14 protein-coding genes are annotated in these 14,766 nt (G+C 71.7%); 9 read left to right on the forward strand and 5 right to left on the reverse strand.

Features of this window, described 5'->3' with window-relative positions; genetic code table 11:
- Positions 1-18: 18 nt before the first annotated feature.
- The gene (locus OIE47_RS14585; RefSeq protein WP_442792154.1) at positions 19-501 is read left to right on the forward strand and encodes a SigE family RNA polymerase sigma factor; all 483 of its coding nucleotides are present in this window, start codon (positions 19-21) and stop codon (positions 499-501) included.
- Complete coding sequence (locus OIE47_RS14590; protein ID WP_326562028.1) at positions 501-1,568, forward strand: LCP family protein; 1,068 nt, start codon at positions 501-503, stop codon at positions 1,566-1,568. The genes OIE47_RS14585 and OIE47_RS14590 overlap by 1 nt, the downstream gene beginning before the upstream one ends.
- Positions 1,569-1,574: 6 nt before the next feature.
- On the opposite strand, the gene OIE47_RS14595 is transcribed toward OIE47_RS14590, so the two are convergent.
- A complete protein-coding gene (locus OIE47_RS14595) occupies positions 1,575-1,823 on the reverse strand; it encodes a hypothetical protein (protein ID WP_326562029.1) in 249 nt (82 codons plus the stop codon).
- A 154-nt stretch (positions 1,824-1,977) separates the two neighbouring features.
- Here OIE47_RS14595 and OIE47_RS14600 point away from each other — a divergent pair, with 154 nt between their 5' ends.
- Both OIE47_RS14600 and fbaA read left to right on the forward strand, forming a co-directional pair.
- Positions 1,978-2,361: a phage holin family protein gene (locus OIE47_RS14600; protein WP_326562030.1), complete on the forward strand. Its 384-nt coding sequence runs from the start codon at positions 1,978-1,980 to the stop codon at positions 2,359-2,361.
- A gap of 164 nt (positions 2,362-2,525) precedes the next feature.
- A complete protein-coding gene (fbaA, locus tag OIE47_RS14605) occupies positions 2,526-3,551 on the forward strand; it encodes a class II fructose-bisphosphate aldolase (protein ID WP_326562031.1) in 1,026 nt (341 codons plus the stop codon).
- A gap of 69 nt (positions 3,552-3,620) precedes the next feature.
- On the opposite strand, the gene OIE47_RS14610 is transcribed toward fbaA, so the two are convergent.
- Positions 3,621-4,949, reverse strand: a complete 1,329-nt coding sequence (locus OIE47_RS14610; protein WP_442792096.1) for an LOG family protein — start codon at positions 4,947-4,949, stop codon at positions 3,621-3,623.
- Positions 4,950-5,240: 291 nt separating this feature from the next.
- Here OIE47_RS14610 and OIE47_RS14615 point away from each other — a divergent pair, with 291 nt between their 5' ends.
- Positions 5,241-5,669, forward strand: a complete 429-nt coding sequence (locus OIE47_RS14615) for a DUF3151 domain-containing protein (protein WP_326562033.1) — start codon at positions 5,241-5,243, stop codon at positions 5,667-5,669.
- A gap of 75 nt (positions 5,670-5,744) precedes the next feature.
- On the opposite strand, the gene OIE47_RS14620 is transcribed toward OIE47_RS14615, so the two are convergent.
- Together OIE47_RS14620 and OIE47_RS14625 are read right to left on the reverse strand one after the other, a co-directional pair.
- Entirely contained in the window at positions 5,745-7,640 is a 1,896-nt protein-coding gene (locus tag OIE47_RS14620) for a chromosome partitioning protein (protein ID WP_442792155.1), read from the reverse strand.
- A gap of 679 nt (positions 7,641-8,319) precedes the next feature.
- Positions 8,320-9,312, reverse strand: a complete 993-nt coding sequence (locus OIE47_RS14625; RefSeq protein ID WP_326562034.1) for a hypothetical protein — start codon at positions 9,310-9,312, stop codon at positions 8,320-8,322.
- Positions 9,313-9,437: 125 nt separating this feature from the next.
- On the opposite strand from OIE47_RS14625, the gene OIE47_RS14630 reads away from it, so the two are divergent.
- Positions 9,438-10,724, forward strand: a complete 1,287-nt coding sequence (locus OIE47_RS14630; RefSeq protein WP_326562035.1) for an adenylosuccinate synthase — start codon at positions 9,438-9,440, stop codon at positions 10,722-10,724.
- A gap of 67 nt (positions 10,725-10,791) precedes the next feature.
- Here OIE47_RS14630 and OIE47_RS14635 read toward each other — a convergent pair whose 3' ends face one another.
- Entirely contained in the window at positions 10,792-11,700 is a 909-nt protein-coding gene (locus OIE47_RS14635; protein WP_326562036.1) for a type IV toxin-antitoxin system AbiEi family antitoxin domain-containing protein, read from the reverse strand.
- Positions 11,701-11,911: 211 nt separating this feature from the next.
- Between OIE47_RS14635 and purD the strand changes: the two genes are divergently transcribed.
- The 3 genes from purD (at position 11,912) to OIE47_RS14650 (ending at position 14,757) form a co-directional block, all read left to right on the forward strand.
- A complete protein-coding gene (gene purD, locus OIE47_RS14640; protein ID WP_326562037.1) occupies positions 11,912-13,165 on the forward strand; it encodes a phosphoribosylamine--glycine ligase in 1,254 nt (417 codons plus the stop codon).
- A gap of 110 nt (positions 13,166-13,275) precedes the next feature.
- A complete protein-coding gene (locus OIE47_RS14645; RefSeq protein WP_326562038.1) occupies positions 13,276-13,947 on the forward strand; it encodes a hypothetical protein in 672 nt (223 codons plus the stop codon).
- 186 nt (positions 13,948-14,133) lie between these two features.
- On the forward strand, positions 14,134-14,757 hold the full coding sequence (locus tag OIE47_RS14650; protein WP_326562039.1) for a hypothetical protein: 624 nt from the start codon (positions 14,134-14,136) through the stop codon (positions 14,755-14,757).
- The last annotated feature ends 9 nt before the right edge of the window (positions 14,758-14,766 follow it).

Consider the following 14,766-nt stretch of genomic DNA (forward strand, 5'->3'; position numbering starts at 1 on the left):
GGACCTTCGGAGGTGCCAGTGACATACGCGGACTTCGCCGACACCCGGCTCACCGCGCTGCTGCGGTACGCGGTGCTGTTGACCGGAGACCCCCACCTCGCCCAGGACCTGGTCCAGGAAACGATGGTGCGGGTCCAGCTCAACTGGCGCCGGGTGGCCCGGGCAGACTCGCCCGACCGCTACGTACGCCGGATGCTGACCAACCAGTACCTCGACTGGCAGCGCGGCTCGTGGTTCAAACGGGTGCTGCTGCGCGCCGACCCCGGTGAGCCGCCGGTCGCGGCGGTCGACCACGCGCAGACCGCCGCCGACCGGGACCAGATCTGGGGCTGGTTGACCCGACTACCCCGGCGGCAGCGGGCCGCCCTGGTGCTGCGCTTCTACGAGGACCTCCCCGACGCCGAGATCGCCGAGGTACTCGGCTGTGCGGTCGGGACGGTACGGGCGTCGATCTCCCGTGCCCTGGCCACCCTTCGTGCCGAGCTGGTGGAGACAAGCTGATGATCGAGGAAGAGTTGCGGGCGACGTTCGCCCGACACGAGGAACTGGCGCCGCCGGTCGGACCACTGCGTACGGCCATCGACCGGATCGCCGCCCGGCGTCGGCGCCGCCGCCTGACCGTGCGTACGACCGGCGCTGCGCTGGCCGTACTGGCCGTGGTCGGGATACCGGTGCTGGGACGGGGCCTGGTCCCGGCTCCGGCGCAGGTCGAACAGCTTGCGGAGGCAACGAGCCCACCGGCCGGAGCGGACGGGGCACTGAACTTCCTGCTCCTCGGGGTCGAGGGCCAGGACCAGAACAACGGCCGGGCCGACTCGGTGCTGATCGTCCACGTGCCGCGCGACCGCAGTCGGGCGTACCTCGTCTCGATCCCGCGTGACCTCGCAGCCGACATTCCCGGTCACGGGGTCGGCAAGCTGTCCGAGTCGTTCCAGCTCGGCAGCACCCGGTCGGGTGGCGGCGCGGACCTGCCCGGCGGGGCCCGACTGACCGCGCAGACGGTCACCGGCCTGACCGGTCTGACCTTCGACGGGACCGGGGTGCTCACCTTCGACGGGCTGCGCCAGCTCACCGACGCCGTCGGTGGGGTCGAACTCTGCCTGCCCGCCCCGGTGCAGTCCCTGCACACCCGGCGGATATTCCCGGCCGGATGCCAGCGGCTCGACGGTGCCGCCGCGATCGACCTGCTCCGGCAGCGGTACGCCCTGCCGGTGGGCGCGCACGACCGGGATCGCAACGCCCAGCGGTTCGCGTCCGCTCTGGCGGAGAAGATGACCAGCACCGACGTGCTGACGAACCCGGTCCGGGTGTCGAAGATCCTTCAGGCCGTCGGCGACGGACTCGTCACCGACATCGGTAAGTCGTCGCTCGCGAGCCTGCTGCCGACCATGGTCCAGGTGGCCGGGGCGGAGCCGGTGGGGATCGGCTGGAATTTCGACAACGCCCCGACCGACAGCTCGGGATCCCTCTCCCTGGACCCGGCCGCCGGTGACGACCTGTTCGCCGCCCTGCGCGGCGACACCCTGCCGGAGTGGGTGAAAGCCCATCCGGACCGGGTCACCCGCTGACGACCCTCAACGGTAGTCGTCCTCCGGTCCGATGATCCGGGCCTGCTCCAGGGCGTCCCACTCGTCCACCTCGATGCCACGGGGCAACTGCTCCGAGTCGGTCGCCGACGGGGGACCGTCAGAGGTCGGGTCCGCCGACGATGCCTGCTCGACGGCATCGTCGGCGGGCGCCTCCGGGTCCCTTTCCTCCGGGTCGAGGTGGTCGCCGGGGGCGAACTCCTCGCCGAGGACAAAATCATCGTCGGGCTGGGTCATCGTCGCCTCCTCCGGTCCGCAGTGCTCCTTCACCGTACGGGTTGACCTGCCGGTCCGCCGGGCACGTGCCGGCAAACAGCCCGTCCCGTACGGGACGGGTGGCAGTAGCCCGGTTTGGCATCCCCTCGGGCGGTGGCGGTGACACCATGGGCCGGTGGGCTACCTGATCCGGCTGGTGATCACCGCTGTCGCGCTGTGGGTCACCACCGCGGTGGTGCCCGGCATCGACGTGTCCGGCCGGTCAACCGGGGAGAACGCGTTGACGCTGCTGGTCGTCGCGGTGATCTTCGGCGTGGTCAACATGGTGCTGAAGCCGATCATCCGGGTGGTCGGATGCGTGTTCTACGTCCTCACCCTGGGGCTGTTCGCCCTGGTCGTGAACGCGCTGCTGTTCCTGTTGACCGACTGGATCGCCGGCGAGTTCGACCTGCCGTTCCACGTGAACGGCTTCTGGGCGGCCTTCTGGGGAGCCATCGTGGTGGCGGTGGTGAGCTGGTTGATCAGCGTCTTCGTACCGGACCGGTTCGACCGCCGATGAGCCGCACCGGAGCAGGTGGGTCGGGTCGGGCCGGTGTCGATGCGGGTCGGTTGTGTCGGCAAGGGCGCCCTGCGGGATACTGCCCGCGAAGGACAGCGCGGTCCGGCGCGTACACGTGAGACAGCGGCCGTAGCGGCCGAAGTGGTTAGTAAGGAGCGTTCGAGATGCCCATTGCTTCCCCCGAGGTCTACGCCGAGATGCTGGACCGCGCCAAGGCGGGCCGGTTCGCATATCCCGCGATCAACGTGACGTCCTCGCAGACGCTCAACGCCGCACTGCGCGGATTCGCCGACGCGGAGAGCGATGGCATCATCCAGGTCTCCACCGGCGGTGCCGAGTACCTCTCCGGTCCCTCGATCAAGGACATGGTCGGCGGTTCGGTCGCGTTCGCGCTGTTCGCCACCGAGGTCGCCAAGAAGTACGGCGTCAACATCGCGCTGCACACCGACCACTGCCCCAAGAACAAGCTCGACGGGTTCGTCCGCCCGCTGATGGCGATCTCCAAGGAGCGGGTGGCCCGGGGCGAGGCCCCGCTGTTCCAGTCGCACATGTGGGACGGCTCGGCCGTACCGGTGGCGGAGAACCTGGAGATCGCGGCCGGGCTGCTGGACGACGCCGCCGCCGCGCACGTCGTACTCGAGATCGAGGTCGGCGTGGTCGGTGGCGAGGAGGACGGGGTCGAGGGCGCGATCGACGACAAGCTCTACACCACCGTCTCCGACGGTCTCCAGATGGTCGAGGCGCTCGGCCTGGGCGAGAAGGGCCGCTACATGGCGGCGCTGACCTTCGGCAACGTGCACGGGGTCTACAAGCCGGGCAACGTCAAGCTCCGCCCGGAGATCCTCAACGAGATCCAGCAGGCGGTCGGCGCCAAGTACGGCAAGGACAAGCCGCTCAGCCTGGTCTTCCACGGCGGCTCCGGGTCGCTCCTGGAGGAGATCCGGGAAGCCCTGGACTACGGCGTGGTGAAGATGAACATCGACACCGACACCCAGTACGCGTTCAGCCGCCCGGTCGCGGACCACATGTTCCGCAACTACGACGGTGTGCTCAAGGTGGACGGCGAGGTCGGCAACAAGAAGCTGTACGACCCTCGCGTCTGGGGCAAGGCGGCCGAGTCCGGTCTCGCCCAGCGGGTGGTCGAGGCGTGCGAGCACCTGCGCTCCACCGGCACCACCCTCGCCCGCTGACCTATTCCGAACGCTGACGGCCGGTCCCCCGACAACGGGGACCGGCCGTTTCGTATTACCCGGTGACGGTCAGTCGTGGACGAGCAGGCGTACCGCCTCGTGCACGTCGTCGGTGACGTGGATCGAGCCGGTCAGGTCACCGAACGGGGTGAGCGCGAACAGCGGCCGGAGCAGCGACTCGATCGGCAGCGTCTCGGTCCAGAAGGCCCGGTCGAGGAAAACGTACGCGCCGCTGGCTCCGTCGGTGCCGTAGAACGTCTTGGTCGCCGCCTGGAACACCTCCTGCACCGTTCCGGCCCGACCGGCGGCGAAGACGATCCCGCCCCGGGCCAGCCGGAGCAGGGTGTCCTCCCGGATCGCGTTCGAGAAGTACTTGGCGATCCTGCCCGCGAACAGGTTCGCCGGCTCGTGTCCGTACAGCCAGGTCGGGATGGAGAGGCCACCACGCCGCGCCCAGCCGACGGTGTCGGCCACGACGGACCGCTCGCCGTCACGCTGCGCGGGCGGTGCACCGCCCTCCGACACCGACCCGTTCCCGGTGGTCGACCCGCCGAGTCCGGTGGTCGGCCCGCCGAGTTTGGTGGTCGACCCGGGACCGTCGGGGTCCGGGCCGAACTCGGCCCGGACCCGCAGGGCCGCCGCCGTGTAGCGGTCGTGGTCGGCGAAGTCGGGGGCGGCGGCCAGCAGGTCGATGGCCGAGGCCAACTCCTCCGGCGTACGCCCGGACAGGTACGCCCCCAGGTTCGCCGCCTCCATCACGCCCGGCCCGCCGCCGGTGACCACCAGCCGGTCCGCCCGCGCCAACTCCCAGCCCAGCGTCGCGGCCAGCCGGTACGCCGAGGTCCCCCGGGGTACGGCGTGCCCGCCCATCACGCCGACCACCGAACCGGGGCCGTGGATGGCCAGCCAGCTCCGGGTGGCGTCGGCGAGCGCGTTGTCGACGCCGTGGTCGTGCATCCGTTGCGCCAGCGCCTCCCGTACCGGTGGCATCGCCCCGCCGTGGGCGCGGAAGTGCTCGTAGACCACGGTGTCGAACATGCCGGCGAAACCACCGTCGCCGAAGCCCGCGACCAGGTCGTCCGGGGTGTAGAGCCGGGGCGGCTGGGTCGAGTACGGCAGCGCGGTGAACGGCGGCAGCAGGTGGGCGCCCCGCCCGATGAGATCTGCCTCGACCTGACGGGAGGCGAACCGGCAGCCGACGAAAAGGGTGTCGGTGAGGTCGACGGCGGTGAGGTCGGGTGCCGGGTCGAGATCGAGCCGCAGCCCCTGCACGGTCAGCCCGGCGAGACTCCCGGTACGGAGGTGGCGGTCGAGTTCGGCGCGGGACTCGATCTCGGACTCCGTGGTGTCGTCCGGTTCGAGCAGGTGGGTGGTGGGTGGTGTGGACACGTCCGCCATCCTCCTCCGCGCCGGCAACCGTCGACCAACGCCGGGCGGTCCGGAAGGCGTCAGGCGTTCCCGGAAGGGCATCGGACGGTCCCCGGAAGGGCGTCGGGAAGGACGAGAGCCCGGTGACCGAAGTCACCGGGCTCTCCTTACCGGGTCCTGGGGAGGCTCCGGACCTCTATTTGTAGTCGAGTCGACCATCGCCCGCACCGGCCGCACGCGTGACCGACGACTCAGCCTTTCAGTCAGGCCGAGAGGTATCCCGCCTCGCGACCGCCCAGGTCGGGCAGGTTCAATGGGCCGATGCAGAGTCTTTTGCCCGAACCGCCGGCCACCCTCCTCCCCGCCGACGACGCGGCCGAGGCGGCCCTCGCGGAGGCCATCGAGGCCGACACCGACGAGGCCTACGCCTCGGTCGCCGCGCGTTTCCCGACCTCCAGCGCTGCCTGGGGGGCGCTGGGCCAGCGGGCGCTCGCGTCCGGGCAGGTCGTCACCGCGTACGCGTACGCGCGTACCGGCTACCACCGTGGGCTGGACCAGTTGCGCCGCAACGGCTGGAAGGGGCACGGTCCGGTGCCCTGGGCGCACGGCCCCAACCAGGGGTTCCTGCGCTGCCTGCACGTGCTGTCCCGAGCAGCCGGCGAGATCGGCGAGTCGGACGAGGCGGCGCGCTGCGCCCAGTTCCTGCGCGACTGCGACCCCGAGGCCGGGGACGCGCTCGCCGGCTCCTGAGCCGGTCCGCGCCGCCGCTGGTCCCGCTGACCGGTCCGCTCCCCGCCCCGGTCCAACCGGGGCGGGGGGAACCCGTCACAGGCCCTCGGCCACCGCGGCGGCGATCTTCAGCCAGGCGTCCCGGCTGGCGGCGGAGAGCTGCCCGTACCGGATCGGTTCGCCGGTGTCGATCAAGCGCTCGTACGGCGCCAGCAGCACCGCCCTGGTCCGGGCGGCGAAGTGGCGCTGGATCGCCGGCAGGTCGATCTCCTTGCGTGACGGTGGCATGGACACCACCGTCACCGCCTGCCGGACCAGCCGCTGCCGGCCGCTCTGTTCCAGGTGGTCGAGCATCCGGGCGGCCGTCTCGGCGGAGTCGTTCCGGGCGGACATGGTGATCAGGAGCTGGTCGGTGGCGTCGATCGCGGCCTGCCAGTTCTGTGCCCGTACGTTGTTCCCGGTGTCCACGAAGATCAACTTGTAGAACCGGCTGACCACCTCACGGATCTCCGCGAAGGCGGCGGCGGTCAGCATCTCGCCCCCGGTCGCCGACTCGTCCGAGGCGAGTACGTCGAACATTCCCTCGCCCTGCGACCGGACGTACTGCGACAGGTCCCCGACCCGCCCGTGCGACACCTGGAACTGCCCCAGGTCCCGCAGCATGTCCCGGACCGTACGGGAGTGGAAGTCCTGCTGCGCCCGCATCCCGAGGGTGCCCTGGGTCTCGTTGTTGTCCCAGGCCAGCACGTACCCGCCGCGCTTCTGACCGAAGGTCATCGCGAGCAGCAGGATCGCCACCGTCTTGCCCGCGCCACCCTTCGGGTTGACCACGGTCACCTGGCGCAGCCCACCGAAGTTCCGGCGCACCATCTCGATGTCCTGCCGGATCTCCTGCTCGTGCCGCCCCGGCGAGAGCCGGACCAGCCCGAGCGTGGTCTTGTTGACCGCCGCCCGTACGCCCATCGTGGCGATCGGGTCGGCCGGTCGGCTGGCCCGACGGCGCGCGAACTCCTCCGCCGTGGGGGTCGACGAGTCCGGGGTCCAGACCGGCTCCGGATACGTCATCGCCGGCGGCGGCACCCTGGTCACCCCGGCTGCCTCCCCGTACGGCTGCTGCGGCACCTCGGCGACACCCGGATAACCCTCGCCCCTCGGCTGGGGCCTCCCCACCGGCGGGTACGGCGCCGCCCTCGGCACCCCCGGCTGCCCCGGTACGCCAGCCGCCCCGGCCACGTACATCGTCCCGCCCGGCCCCGGATAGCCCTGCCCTGCCTGCCCCTGCCCTGGTCCCGGATAGCCCTGTTGGGCCGGCCTCGGGTAGTCCTGCTGGGCCGAAGCCGGGTAGTCCTGAGCTGCCGGTCCCGGATTCTCCTGACCGGCCGCTGCTGGCCCGAAATGGTCCTGCCTGGCCGGTCCCGGGTGGGTCTCGCCTGGCGGATAGCCCTGGCCGGCACGGATGCCGGCGTTGCCCACCGCTGTCGTGCCGTGGGGTGCCGGTGGCTGGGGCTGTCCGGGCAGTGGCACCCGTGCCGATGCCGGTGGCGCTGTCGTCGGCGGTGCCGGGGTGGCGATGGAGGGCTGGTGAGGATGGGGGGCCGCCGCGTCGGCCGGGACCGACGGGCTGGCGAAGTCGGGGTTGGCGGCTGCTGCCGGGTCGACGGCGGGACGGTGCGGCGGTTGTGCCCAGGGGGACTCCGGTGCCGCCGCCCGGTTGCTGTGTGGCCCGGCGCCGGGTGCCCCGCCCGCTGTGCCGCCCGGTCCGGCGGGTCCACCGGCGAGCAGGTCATCCAGGGTGAAGGGGTCGTCGAGGCGTACCGACGGGGTTGCCGGGCCGGGGACCGTACCCCGGGTCGGGGTGTCTCCGGTCGGCGCCCACGGATCCGGCGCTCGTCCCGGTCCGGCGCCGGGTGAACTCCGGGCCGGGTCGTCGTCGGCTCGTGCCGGTTGTGCCGGCGGCTGGTGGGCCGCCGCTCCGGCCGCGCCACTGATCAGTGGCCACGCTCGGGTCGGCTGCTCGACCGCCGCCCGCGTCTGCGCCTGCTCGCTTCCGGTCGGCGCGGGCCCGCCCGCGCTGCCCCCGTCCGCCCCGTTCCCGGTAGCGCTGCCAGCGGTGGCGCTGCCCCCGGAAGCTCCACTGGTCCGGGCGGTGCTGTTCCAGGTGGGTTCGCTGGTGGCGGCCCCGGTCCCGGTTGTGCCGCCCTCGGCGGCGGCCCCGGTCTCCGGTGCGTGGCGGGCCGGGGGGACCGGCGCCGGAGGACTCGTCGGTGTCGGTGGTGCCGATGGCACGGGCACCATCGGTGCGGCCTGCGCCGGCGGTACGGCCGGTGGGGTTGTGGGCGGCCGGGGTGTCACCGGAGGCGGAACCGGGCCGCCTCCCCAGGCGACGTCCGCGCCGACTCCCGGCGGGTGCGGCGGCACCGGCGGGCTACCCGCGCCCGGCCCGCCGTGGGTCCCCGGGGTGTTGCCACCCGTCGGCTGCGGCGGCTCGGCGACGATCTCGTCCGGCGGCCAGAACGGCTCGACGTCACGGGGCGGCGCCCCCCGGCCCGGCCCGCGGAACTGGTCCGGCTGGTCGTCCACCACGGCTAACTCCCCCCTGCTCCGCCCGAGGATATGCCCGCCGGACGCGATCAGCCCGGCACCGAGCCCGGCTGTCGGCCGACGTACGTGGTCAGCGGCCGTACACCGCCCAGGCGCCGGGCTCGATCCACCAGGAACGTTTCCGGCTCAGGTCCCCGCTCACGCCGTCGTCCACGTACGGCAGATCACCGTCGCGGGGCACGACCGCGACCGCGCGTCCTCGGGCCCGGCGCACCTCGATGCGTACCTTCTTGCGGCCCCAGCGGCTGCCGGTGAGCACCGGAACGGCGACCGCGACCTCGATGGTGCCGCTGGTCGGGTCCGCCTCGGTCAACAGCGGCAGCCCGGCGAGCTGTGTGTACCCCCGCCCGTTGCCGATCGCGCAGGCCAGTACCGGGTCGTCGCCGCTGGTCAGGATGGTGTCGTCCACCTCCACCCGGCCGCGCCAGGGGATGGTCCGGCCCTCCTTGTCGCCGCCGCCGAGCAGCACCCCGTCCAGGGTGACCGAGCCGCCGTCGTTGCGGAGCAGGTCGAGCCGGCGGACCGGGCCGTCGAGCAGCGCGGCGGCCACCTCGGCCGGCTCGCGGGGCAGTCCGAGCTGCCCGACCAGGTCCACGGCAGTTCCGGCGCCCGCGCCGGCCGGGTCGAGCGGAAGCAGTCCGATCGGCGGCAGGTCCGGGACCGTACGGTTGCCGGCGAGGTCGGCCGGGCGGCGGCTCGGCGGTGGGGCGTACCGGCGGACCATCCGGCGCATTACAGCGCGTAACTGGCCGTCACTGGCGGTGGCGACGATCAGGCGGGTCTTGCTGTCCCCGTCCGGCCAGGTGAGACCGTCGGGGCGCTCCGGCGCGTCGAGCCGCGACAGCACCTCGTCAATCTCCGCGTCGGACGAGGCGGTGACCATCTCCACCCGGGCGCCCCGCGCAGTCAGCGCGTCTGCGCAGTTCAGCACCGGTACCCGAGGGGTATCGGTGCAGTTGTCACCGGTACCCTCGGCGCCCGTTCCACAGCATCCGTCGCCGCTTCCGCAGCCGGCGGACCCGTCCCGGCCGGACCCGAGGGTGAGCAGCACCACGTCGTACACGGGCGGTGGCCTCCTGCCTGTCTCCCGGCCACTACTGGCAGGGCTGTCACTTCTTGTTAATCTGACACCTCGGGCTCGCCACGCGGTCGCCACCTGGCACCCGAGCCCCTCGAAGGCGGGTTGAGATGCCAGCGATCGTGCTCATCGGGGCGCAGTGGGGCGACGAGGGCAAAGGCAAGGTTACCGACCTGCTCGGCGAGCAGGTCCACTACGTCGTCCGTTACTCCGGCGGCAACAACGCCGGACACACCGTGATCACCCCGGACGGGCAGAAGTACGCACTGCACCTGATGCCGTCCGGTGCACTCTCGCCGAACGCGATGATCGTGATCGGCAACGGTGTGGTGGTCGACCCGAAGGTGCTCCTGGCCGAGATCGACGGGCTGGCCGAGCGGGGCGTCGACGTCTCCCGGCTGCGGATCTCCGGCGACGCGCACCTGATCATGCCGCACCACCGGGCACTGGACCGGGTGGTCGAGCGCTACCTCGGCTCGGCCCGGATCGGCACCACCGGTCGCGGCATCGGCCCGGCGTACGGCGACAAGGTCGCCCGGATGGGCATCCGACTGCAGGACCTGCTCGACCCGGGCATCCTGCGCAAGAAGCTGGAACTCGCGCTGCGCGAGAAGAACCAGATGCTGTTCAAGGTCTACAACCGCAAGGCGCTGGACGTGGACGCGGTCACCGAGGAGTACCTCGAGTACGCGAAGCGGCTGCGGCCGTACATCGCGGAGACCCGGGCGATCCTCTGGGACGCGCTGGACCGGGGCGAGACGGTGCTGCTCGAAGGTGCCCAGGCGACCATGCTCGACATGGACCACGGCACGTACCCGTTCGTGACCTCGTCGAATCCGACCGCGGGCGGGGCCTGCGTGGGGGCGGGCATCCCGCCGACCGCGATCACGAAGGTGATCGGGGTGACCAAGGCGTACACCACGCGGGTGGGTTCGGGGCCGTTCCCGACCGAGCTGTTCGACGACAACGGCATGCACCTGCGCAAGGTCGGCGCCGAGTACGGCACCACCACCGGCCGGGAGCGCCGGACCGGCTGGTTCGACGCCGTGGTCGCCCGGTACGCGACCCGCCTGAACGGCATCACGGACCTGGTCGTCACCAAGCTCGACGTGCTGACCGGGCTGGAGAAGGTGCCGATCTGCGTCGGCTACGAGATCGACGGCGAGCGGTTCAGCGACATGCCGATGACGCAGACCGCGTTCCACCACGCCACGCCGATCTACGAGGAGCACGACGGCTGGTGGGAGGACATCACCAAGGCCCGTACCGAGGCTGAACTCCCGGAGAACGCCCGCCGCTACATAGCCCGCATCGAGGAACTCTGCGGCACCCGAGTCTCCGTAGTAGGCGTAGGCCCCGGCCGAGAAGAAAACGTAGTCCGCCACCCCCTCCTCTGACCCGCCTGGTTTATGTCGTCGATCATGAAGTTAGCGACGGATCAGCGCACGTTTCCCGTCGCTAACTTCATGATCGACGGGTCGGGTGGGTGAGGCGGGCGGCGCGGATCGTGGTGGGGATGTAGTCGGGGTTGAGGGTGTCGGACCAGGTGAAGCGGAGGACGCGCCAGCCGGCGTTGGCGATCAGGTTCTGGCGTCGGCGATCCCGGTAGAGGGCTTCGGGGGTGGCGTGAATGGACGCGCCGTCCGCTTCGCCGATGATCCGTTCGCGGAGCCAGGCGAGGTCACCCACGGCGAGCAGGTGACCGTCCTCGTCGCGTACGGGGTGCTGTAGCTCGTCCGGCGGGACGCCGCCGTCGACGCAACGCAGGCGTACCCGGGTCTCCAGCGGGGATTCGGCTCGCCCGTCCGCCTCCGCCAGGTGCTCCCGGGCGGCCACCGCTCCTCGGCGCCGGGCGAGCATGGCGTGTACGTCCATCAGGTCCGCCTCGGTGATCGACCCTTGGTGCAACGCCGAGTCCAGTACCGACACGCCGGCAAAGCGGTCCACCCGGAGCAGCAGGTCGGCTGCCGTACGCGTCGCCGTGGTGGTCCGGATCCCGCCGATCGTGCCGGCCTGCTCGGGTGGGATGACGAGTTGGTGCACCACCACGGCCGGATCCGTCGGTCGAAGCGGCCGCGCTGCCGGCCCGGGTACGGAAACGTGGATCCTCGGATCCGTCCGCAGCCCGGCGAACCCGTGCAACTCGGCGGCGGTCCCGAGCACCGCCGTCGCAAGCTCCCCGAGCGATGCCACCGCGGCCCGGATCCGGGCTCGCCGCGCGGCCAGCGGACTCGGCGCCAGGTCCACGAGGTAGGCAGCCCGAGCCAACCGCCGCCACTTCCCGCTGCGACACAGCCGCTCGATCTCCCGCACCGTCAGCCCCGCAGCCAGCGCCTGCTCCCGAGTAACCACCCCGTCCTGCCCAGCCGCCACCCGCCGAACAACCCCCCACCCATCCATCCCCCCACCCAACCGCCCTTTACCCCCTCCACCACCCCCTGTGGAAAACCCCCCCACCCCCCTGTGGATAACTCCCCGCCCCACCGCGTTGATCATGAAGTTAGCGACAGGAAATCGCCCTTTCGGCGTTGCTAACTTCATGATCAACGAGCAAGTCCCACCCGGGTGCGTAGGATCTGGGGTCGTGCGGGTACTTGTGGTGGGTGGCGGGGGGCGGGAGCATGCGCTCGCGCTCGGGTTGAGGGACGATCCGGCGGTTGAGGCGGTGGTTGCGGCGCCCGGGAATCCGGGGATTGCCGCGGTGGCCGAGGTGCTGGCCGTTGACGCGGTTGATCCGGGGGCGGTGGCGGCGCTGGCCGTCGAGACCGGTGCTGATCTGGTGGTGATCGGGCCCGAGGCGCCGCTGGTCGCGGGGGTTGCTGATGCGATCCGGGCCAAGGGCATCGCGGTGTTCGGCCCGTCCGGGGCGGCTGCCCAGCTCGAGGGCTCCAAGGCGTTCGCCAAGGAGATCATGACGGCTGCCGGGGTACCCACCGCGCGGGCGTACACCTGCACGAACGCGGACGAGGTGGCCCGCGCCCTGGACGAGTTCGGCGCGCCGTACGTGGTGAAGGACGACGGGCTCGCCGCAGGCAAGGGCGTGGTGGTGACCGAGGACCGGTCCCGCGCGCTCGAACACGCCGCCCAGTGCACCCGGGTGGTGGTCGAGGAGTACCTCGCCGGACCCGAGGTCTCCCTGTTCGTGGTGACCGACGGTGAGGCGGCGCTGCCGCTGCTGCCGGCACAGGACTTCAAGCGGGTCGGCGACGGCGACACCGGTCCGAACACCGGCGGCATGGGGGCGTACGCGCCACTGCCGTGGGCGGCTCCGGACCTGGTCGACGACGTGATGGCCCGGGTGGTCGAGCCGACCTTGGCGGAGATGCGCCGACGCGGCACCCCGTTCTCCGGGCTGCTCTACGTGGGTCTGGCCATCACCGCCGGCGGACCGAAGGTGATCGAGTTCAACGCGCGGTTCGGGGATCCGGAGACGCAGGTCGTACTCGCGCTGCTGGAGACGCCACTGGCCGGCCTGCTGCACGCGGCCGCGACCGGGACGCTCGCCGCGCACCCGCCGCTGACCTGGCGGGGCGGTGCCGGGGTCGCGGTGGTGGTCGCCTCGGCCGGATACCCCGAGTCGGCCCGTACCGGAGACGTGATCACCGGCGCCGAGCGGCCCGGGATCATCCACGCCGGCACCGCGCGCCGCGAGGAGGACGGTGCCCTGGTCTCCGCCGGGGGCCGGGTCCTCTGCGGTACGGCGATCGGCCCGGACCTGGAGGTCGCGCGGGACGCGGCGTACGCCCTGGTCGAGGGGATCGAGTTGGCCGACTCCCACTACCGGCGGGACATCGCCCTCGCGGCGATCGAAGGTCGGGTCGCCCCGCCTCGCGGGTAGCCACACGACGACGGCACGAAAGCGGGATTCGCTGGACCCGCTCCGGTCCTTACCTTGGGACCCGACACCCGGTCGATCATCGGCCGGGGCGAGTTCCGCAGGGAGCGACCATGAACACGATCGTGGCCAGCCGGTACGTCGGGCAGCGCACCGCCGACGGCGACCCCGCCGGCCCGCCCGCCCGTCGGGTGCGGGGGCGTATCACCAGCCGGCTCGCGCTTCCGTTGCTGGTGGGGGCGTTGACGGTGGCCGGGGCCGGCTGTTCGGCGAAGGACCGCGCACCGGCTCCGTCGGCGGGTGGCGCATCCACCAGCCCCGGCGCGTCCCCGACCGCACCGGCCGGCGAGGCCGGGGTCGGCACGAGCCCGAGCGCCAGCGCCGCCGCCCAGCCGGGCAACAGTCCCGGCAAGCCGGCCCCCGGCACCTCCACCGGGGCGACCAAGCCGGGCGCGGCGACCTCCCCGGTGCAGATCGTGGAGTTCCGGATCCAGCAGAAGCCGACCTGCCCGCAGGGTGCCTCGGAGTTCCCGGTCGAGGCGACGCCGCTGGTGATCGAGTGGAAGGTCACCGGGGCGGACCGGGAGGTGGAACTGGCGGTGGACGGGCCGGGCCTCTACGACACCTATCCCGCGCAGGGCAAGGAGTCCTTCACCTTCTCCTGCGGCGGTGAGCCGGGCAGCGTCGAGAAGCACACGTACAAGCTCACCGCCAAGCACGGAAAGTACGTCGAAACCCGTACGCTCACCGCGACCGCGACCGTCTACGACATCGCGACCGTCTGAGCCGAAACCAGTACCACCCCTGGCCGATCATCCCCGGTGGACCATCCGTTCGGTGTAACGACCGGACATCCCTCGTTGACACACCGTGCCATGATCAGCCTGTCGCGCGGAACGGATTGACATCCAGCTCTGTTTGCAGGGGTCCGCGCCGGTGCGTTGGCAGCGCGGGGAGGTCGGCGAAGTTCGATGGGTGAGTTCCTGGACGTGGCGTTCGGCTTCCCGACCGCACTCTTCAGTTTCCTGCTCGTGGTGGTGGTCGGCTACTGGGTGCTGGTGCTGTTCGGGGTGGTCGGGCTGGACGACGATGCGACGGCCGAACCCGGAGGGGCGGCCGGATTCCTCGGTGGGATCGGGCTCGGTGGGCCGCCAGCCACGGTTGTCCTGTCGCTGCTGATCGCGGTGGCGTGGTTCGTCAGCCTCGCCGGCACCGTACTGCTGGAGCAGCCCGACCTGGCGAATTCCCTGGTGGCGATGCTCTCCACGGTGCTGCTCCTGGTCGCCCTGGTCGGTGGCTGGCTGGTCACCCGGCTGCTCGTACGCCCGCTGCGGCACTTCTTCCACACCGACGAGACGGTTTCCCGCAACGCGTTTGTCGGCCGGGTGTGCGTGATCCGTACCGGCCTGGTCAGTGTCGACTTCGGACAGGCCGAGGTGACCTCACCCGACGGCTCGTCGGCGGTGATCCAGGTACGGCAGGCCAGCGGCGACGAGATGGGTTTCGGCAGTCGAGCGATGATCTACGACTACGACGCCGACCGCGAGTTCTTCTGGGTGTTGCCGGTGGAGGCCACCGGTGACCCCGACTACTAACCCCACGGA

It is taken from the genome of Micromonospora sp. NBC_01796, from assembly GCF_035917455.1.
Lineage (GTDB): Bacteria > Actinomycetota > Actinomycetes > Mycobacteriales > Micromonosporaceae > Micromonospora_G.

Excerpts from the sequence above, each read along its gene's own strand:
- OIE47_RS14650 (WP_326562039.1), top strand. The coding sequence starts at position 14,134 with ATGGGTGAGTTCCTGGACGTGGCGTTCGGCTTCCCGACCGCACTCTTC.
- OIE47_RS14590 (WP_326562028.1), top strand. The coding sequence starts at position 501 with ATGATCGAGGAAGAGTTGCGGGCGACGTTCGCCCGACACGAGGAACTG.
- OIE47_RS14610 (WP_442792096.1), bottom strand. The coding sequence starts at position 4,949 with ATGGCGGACGTGTCCACACCACCCACCACCCACCTGCTCGAACCGGAC.
- OIE47_RS14630 (WP_326562035.1), top strand. The coding sequence starts at position 9,438 with ATGCCAGCGATCGTGCTCATCGGGGCGCAGTGGGGCGACGAGGGCAAA.
- fbaA (WP_326562031.1), top strand. The coding sequence starts at position 2,526 with ATGCCCATTGCTTCCCCCGAGGTCTACGCCGAGATGCTGGACCGCGCC.
- OIE47_RS14645 (WP_326562038.1), top strand. The coding sequence starts at position 13,276 with ATGAACACGATCGTGGCCAGCCGGTACGTCGGGCAGCGCACCGCCGAC.
- OIE47_RS14595 (WP_326562029.1), bottom strand. The coding sequence starts at position 1,823 with ATGACCCAGCCCGACGATGATTTTGTCCTCGGCGAGGAGTTCGCCCCC.
- OIE47_RS14615 (WP_326562033.1), top strand. The coding sequence starts at position 5,241 with ATGCAGAGTCTTTTGCCCGAACCGCCGGCCACCCTCCTCCCCGCCGAC.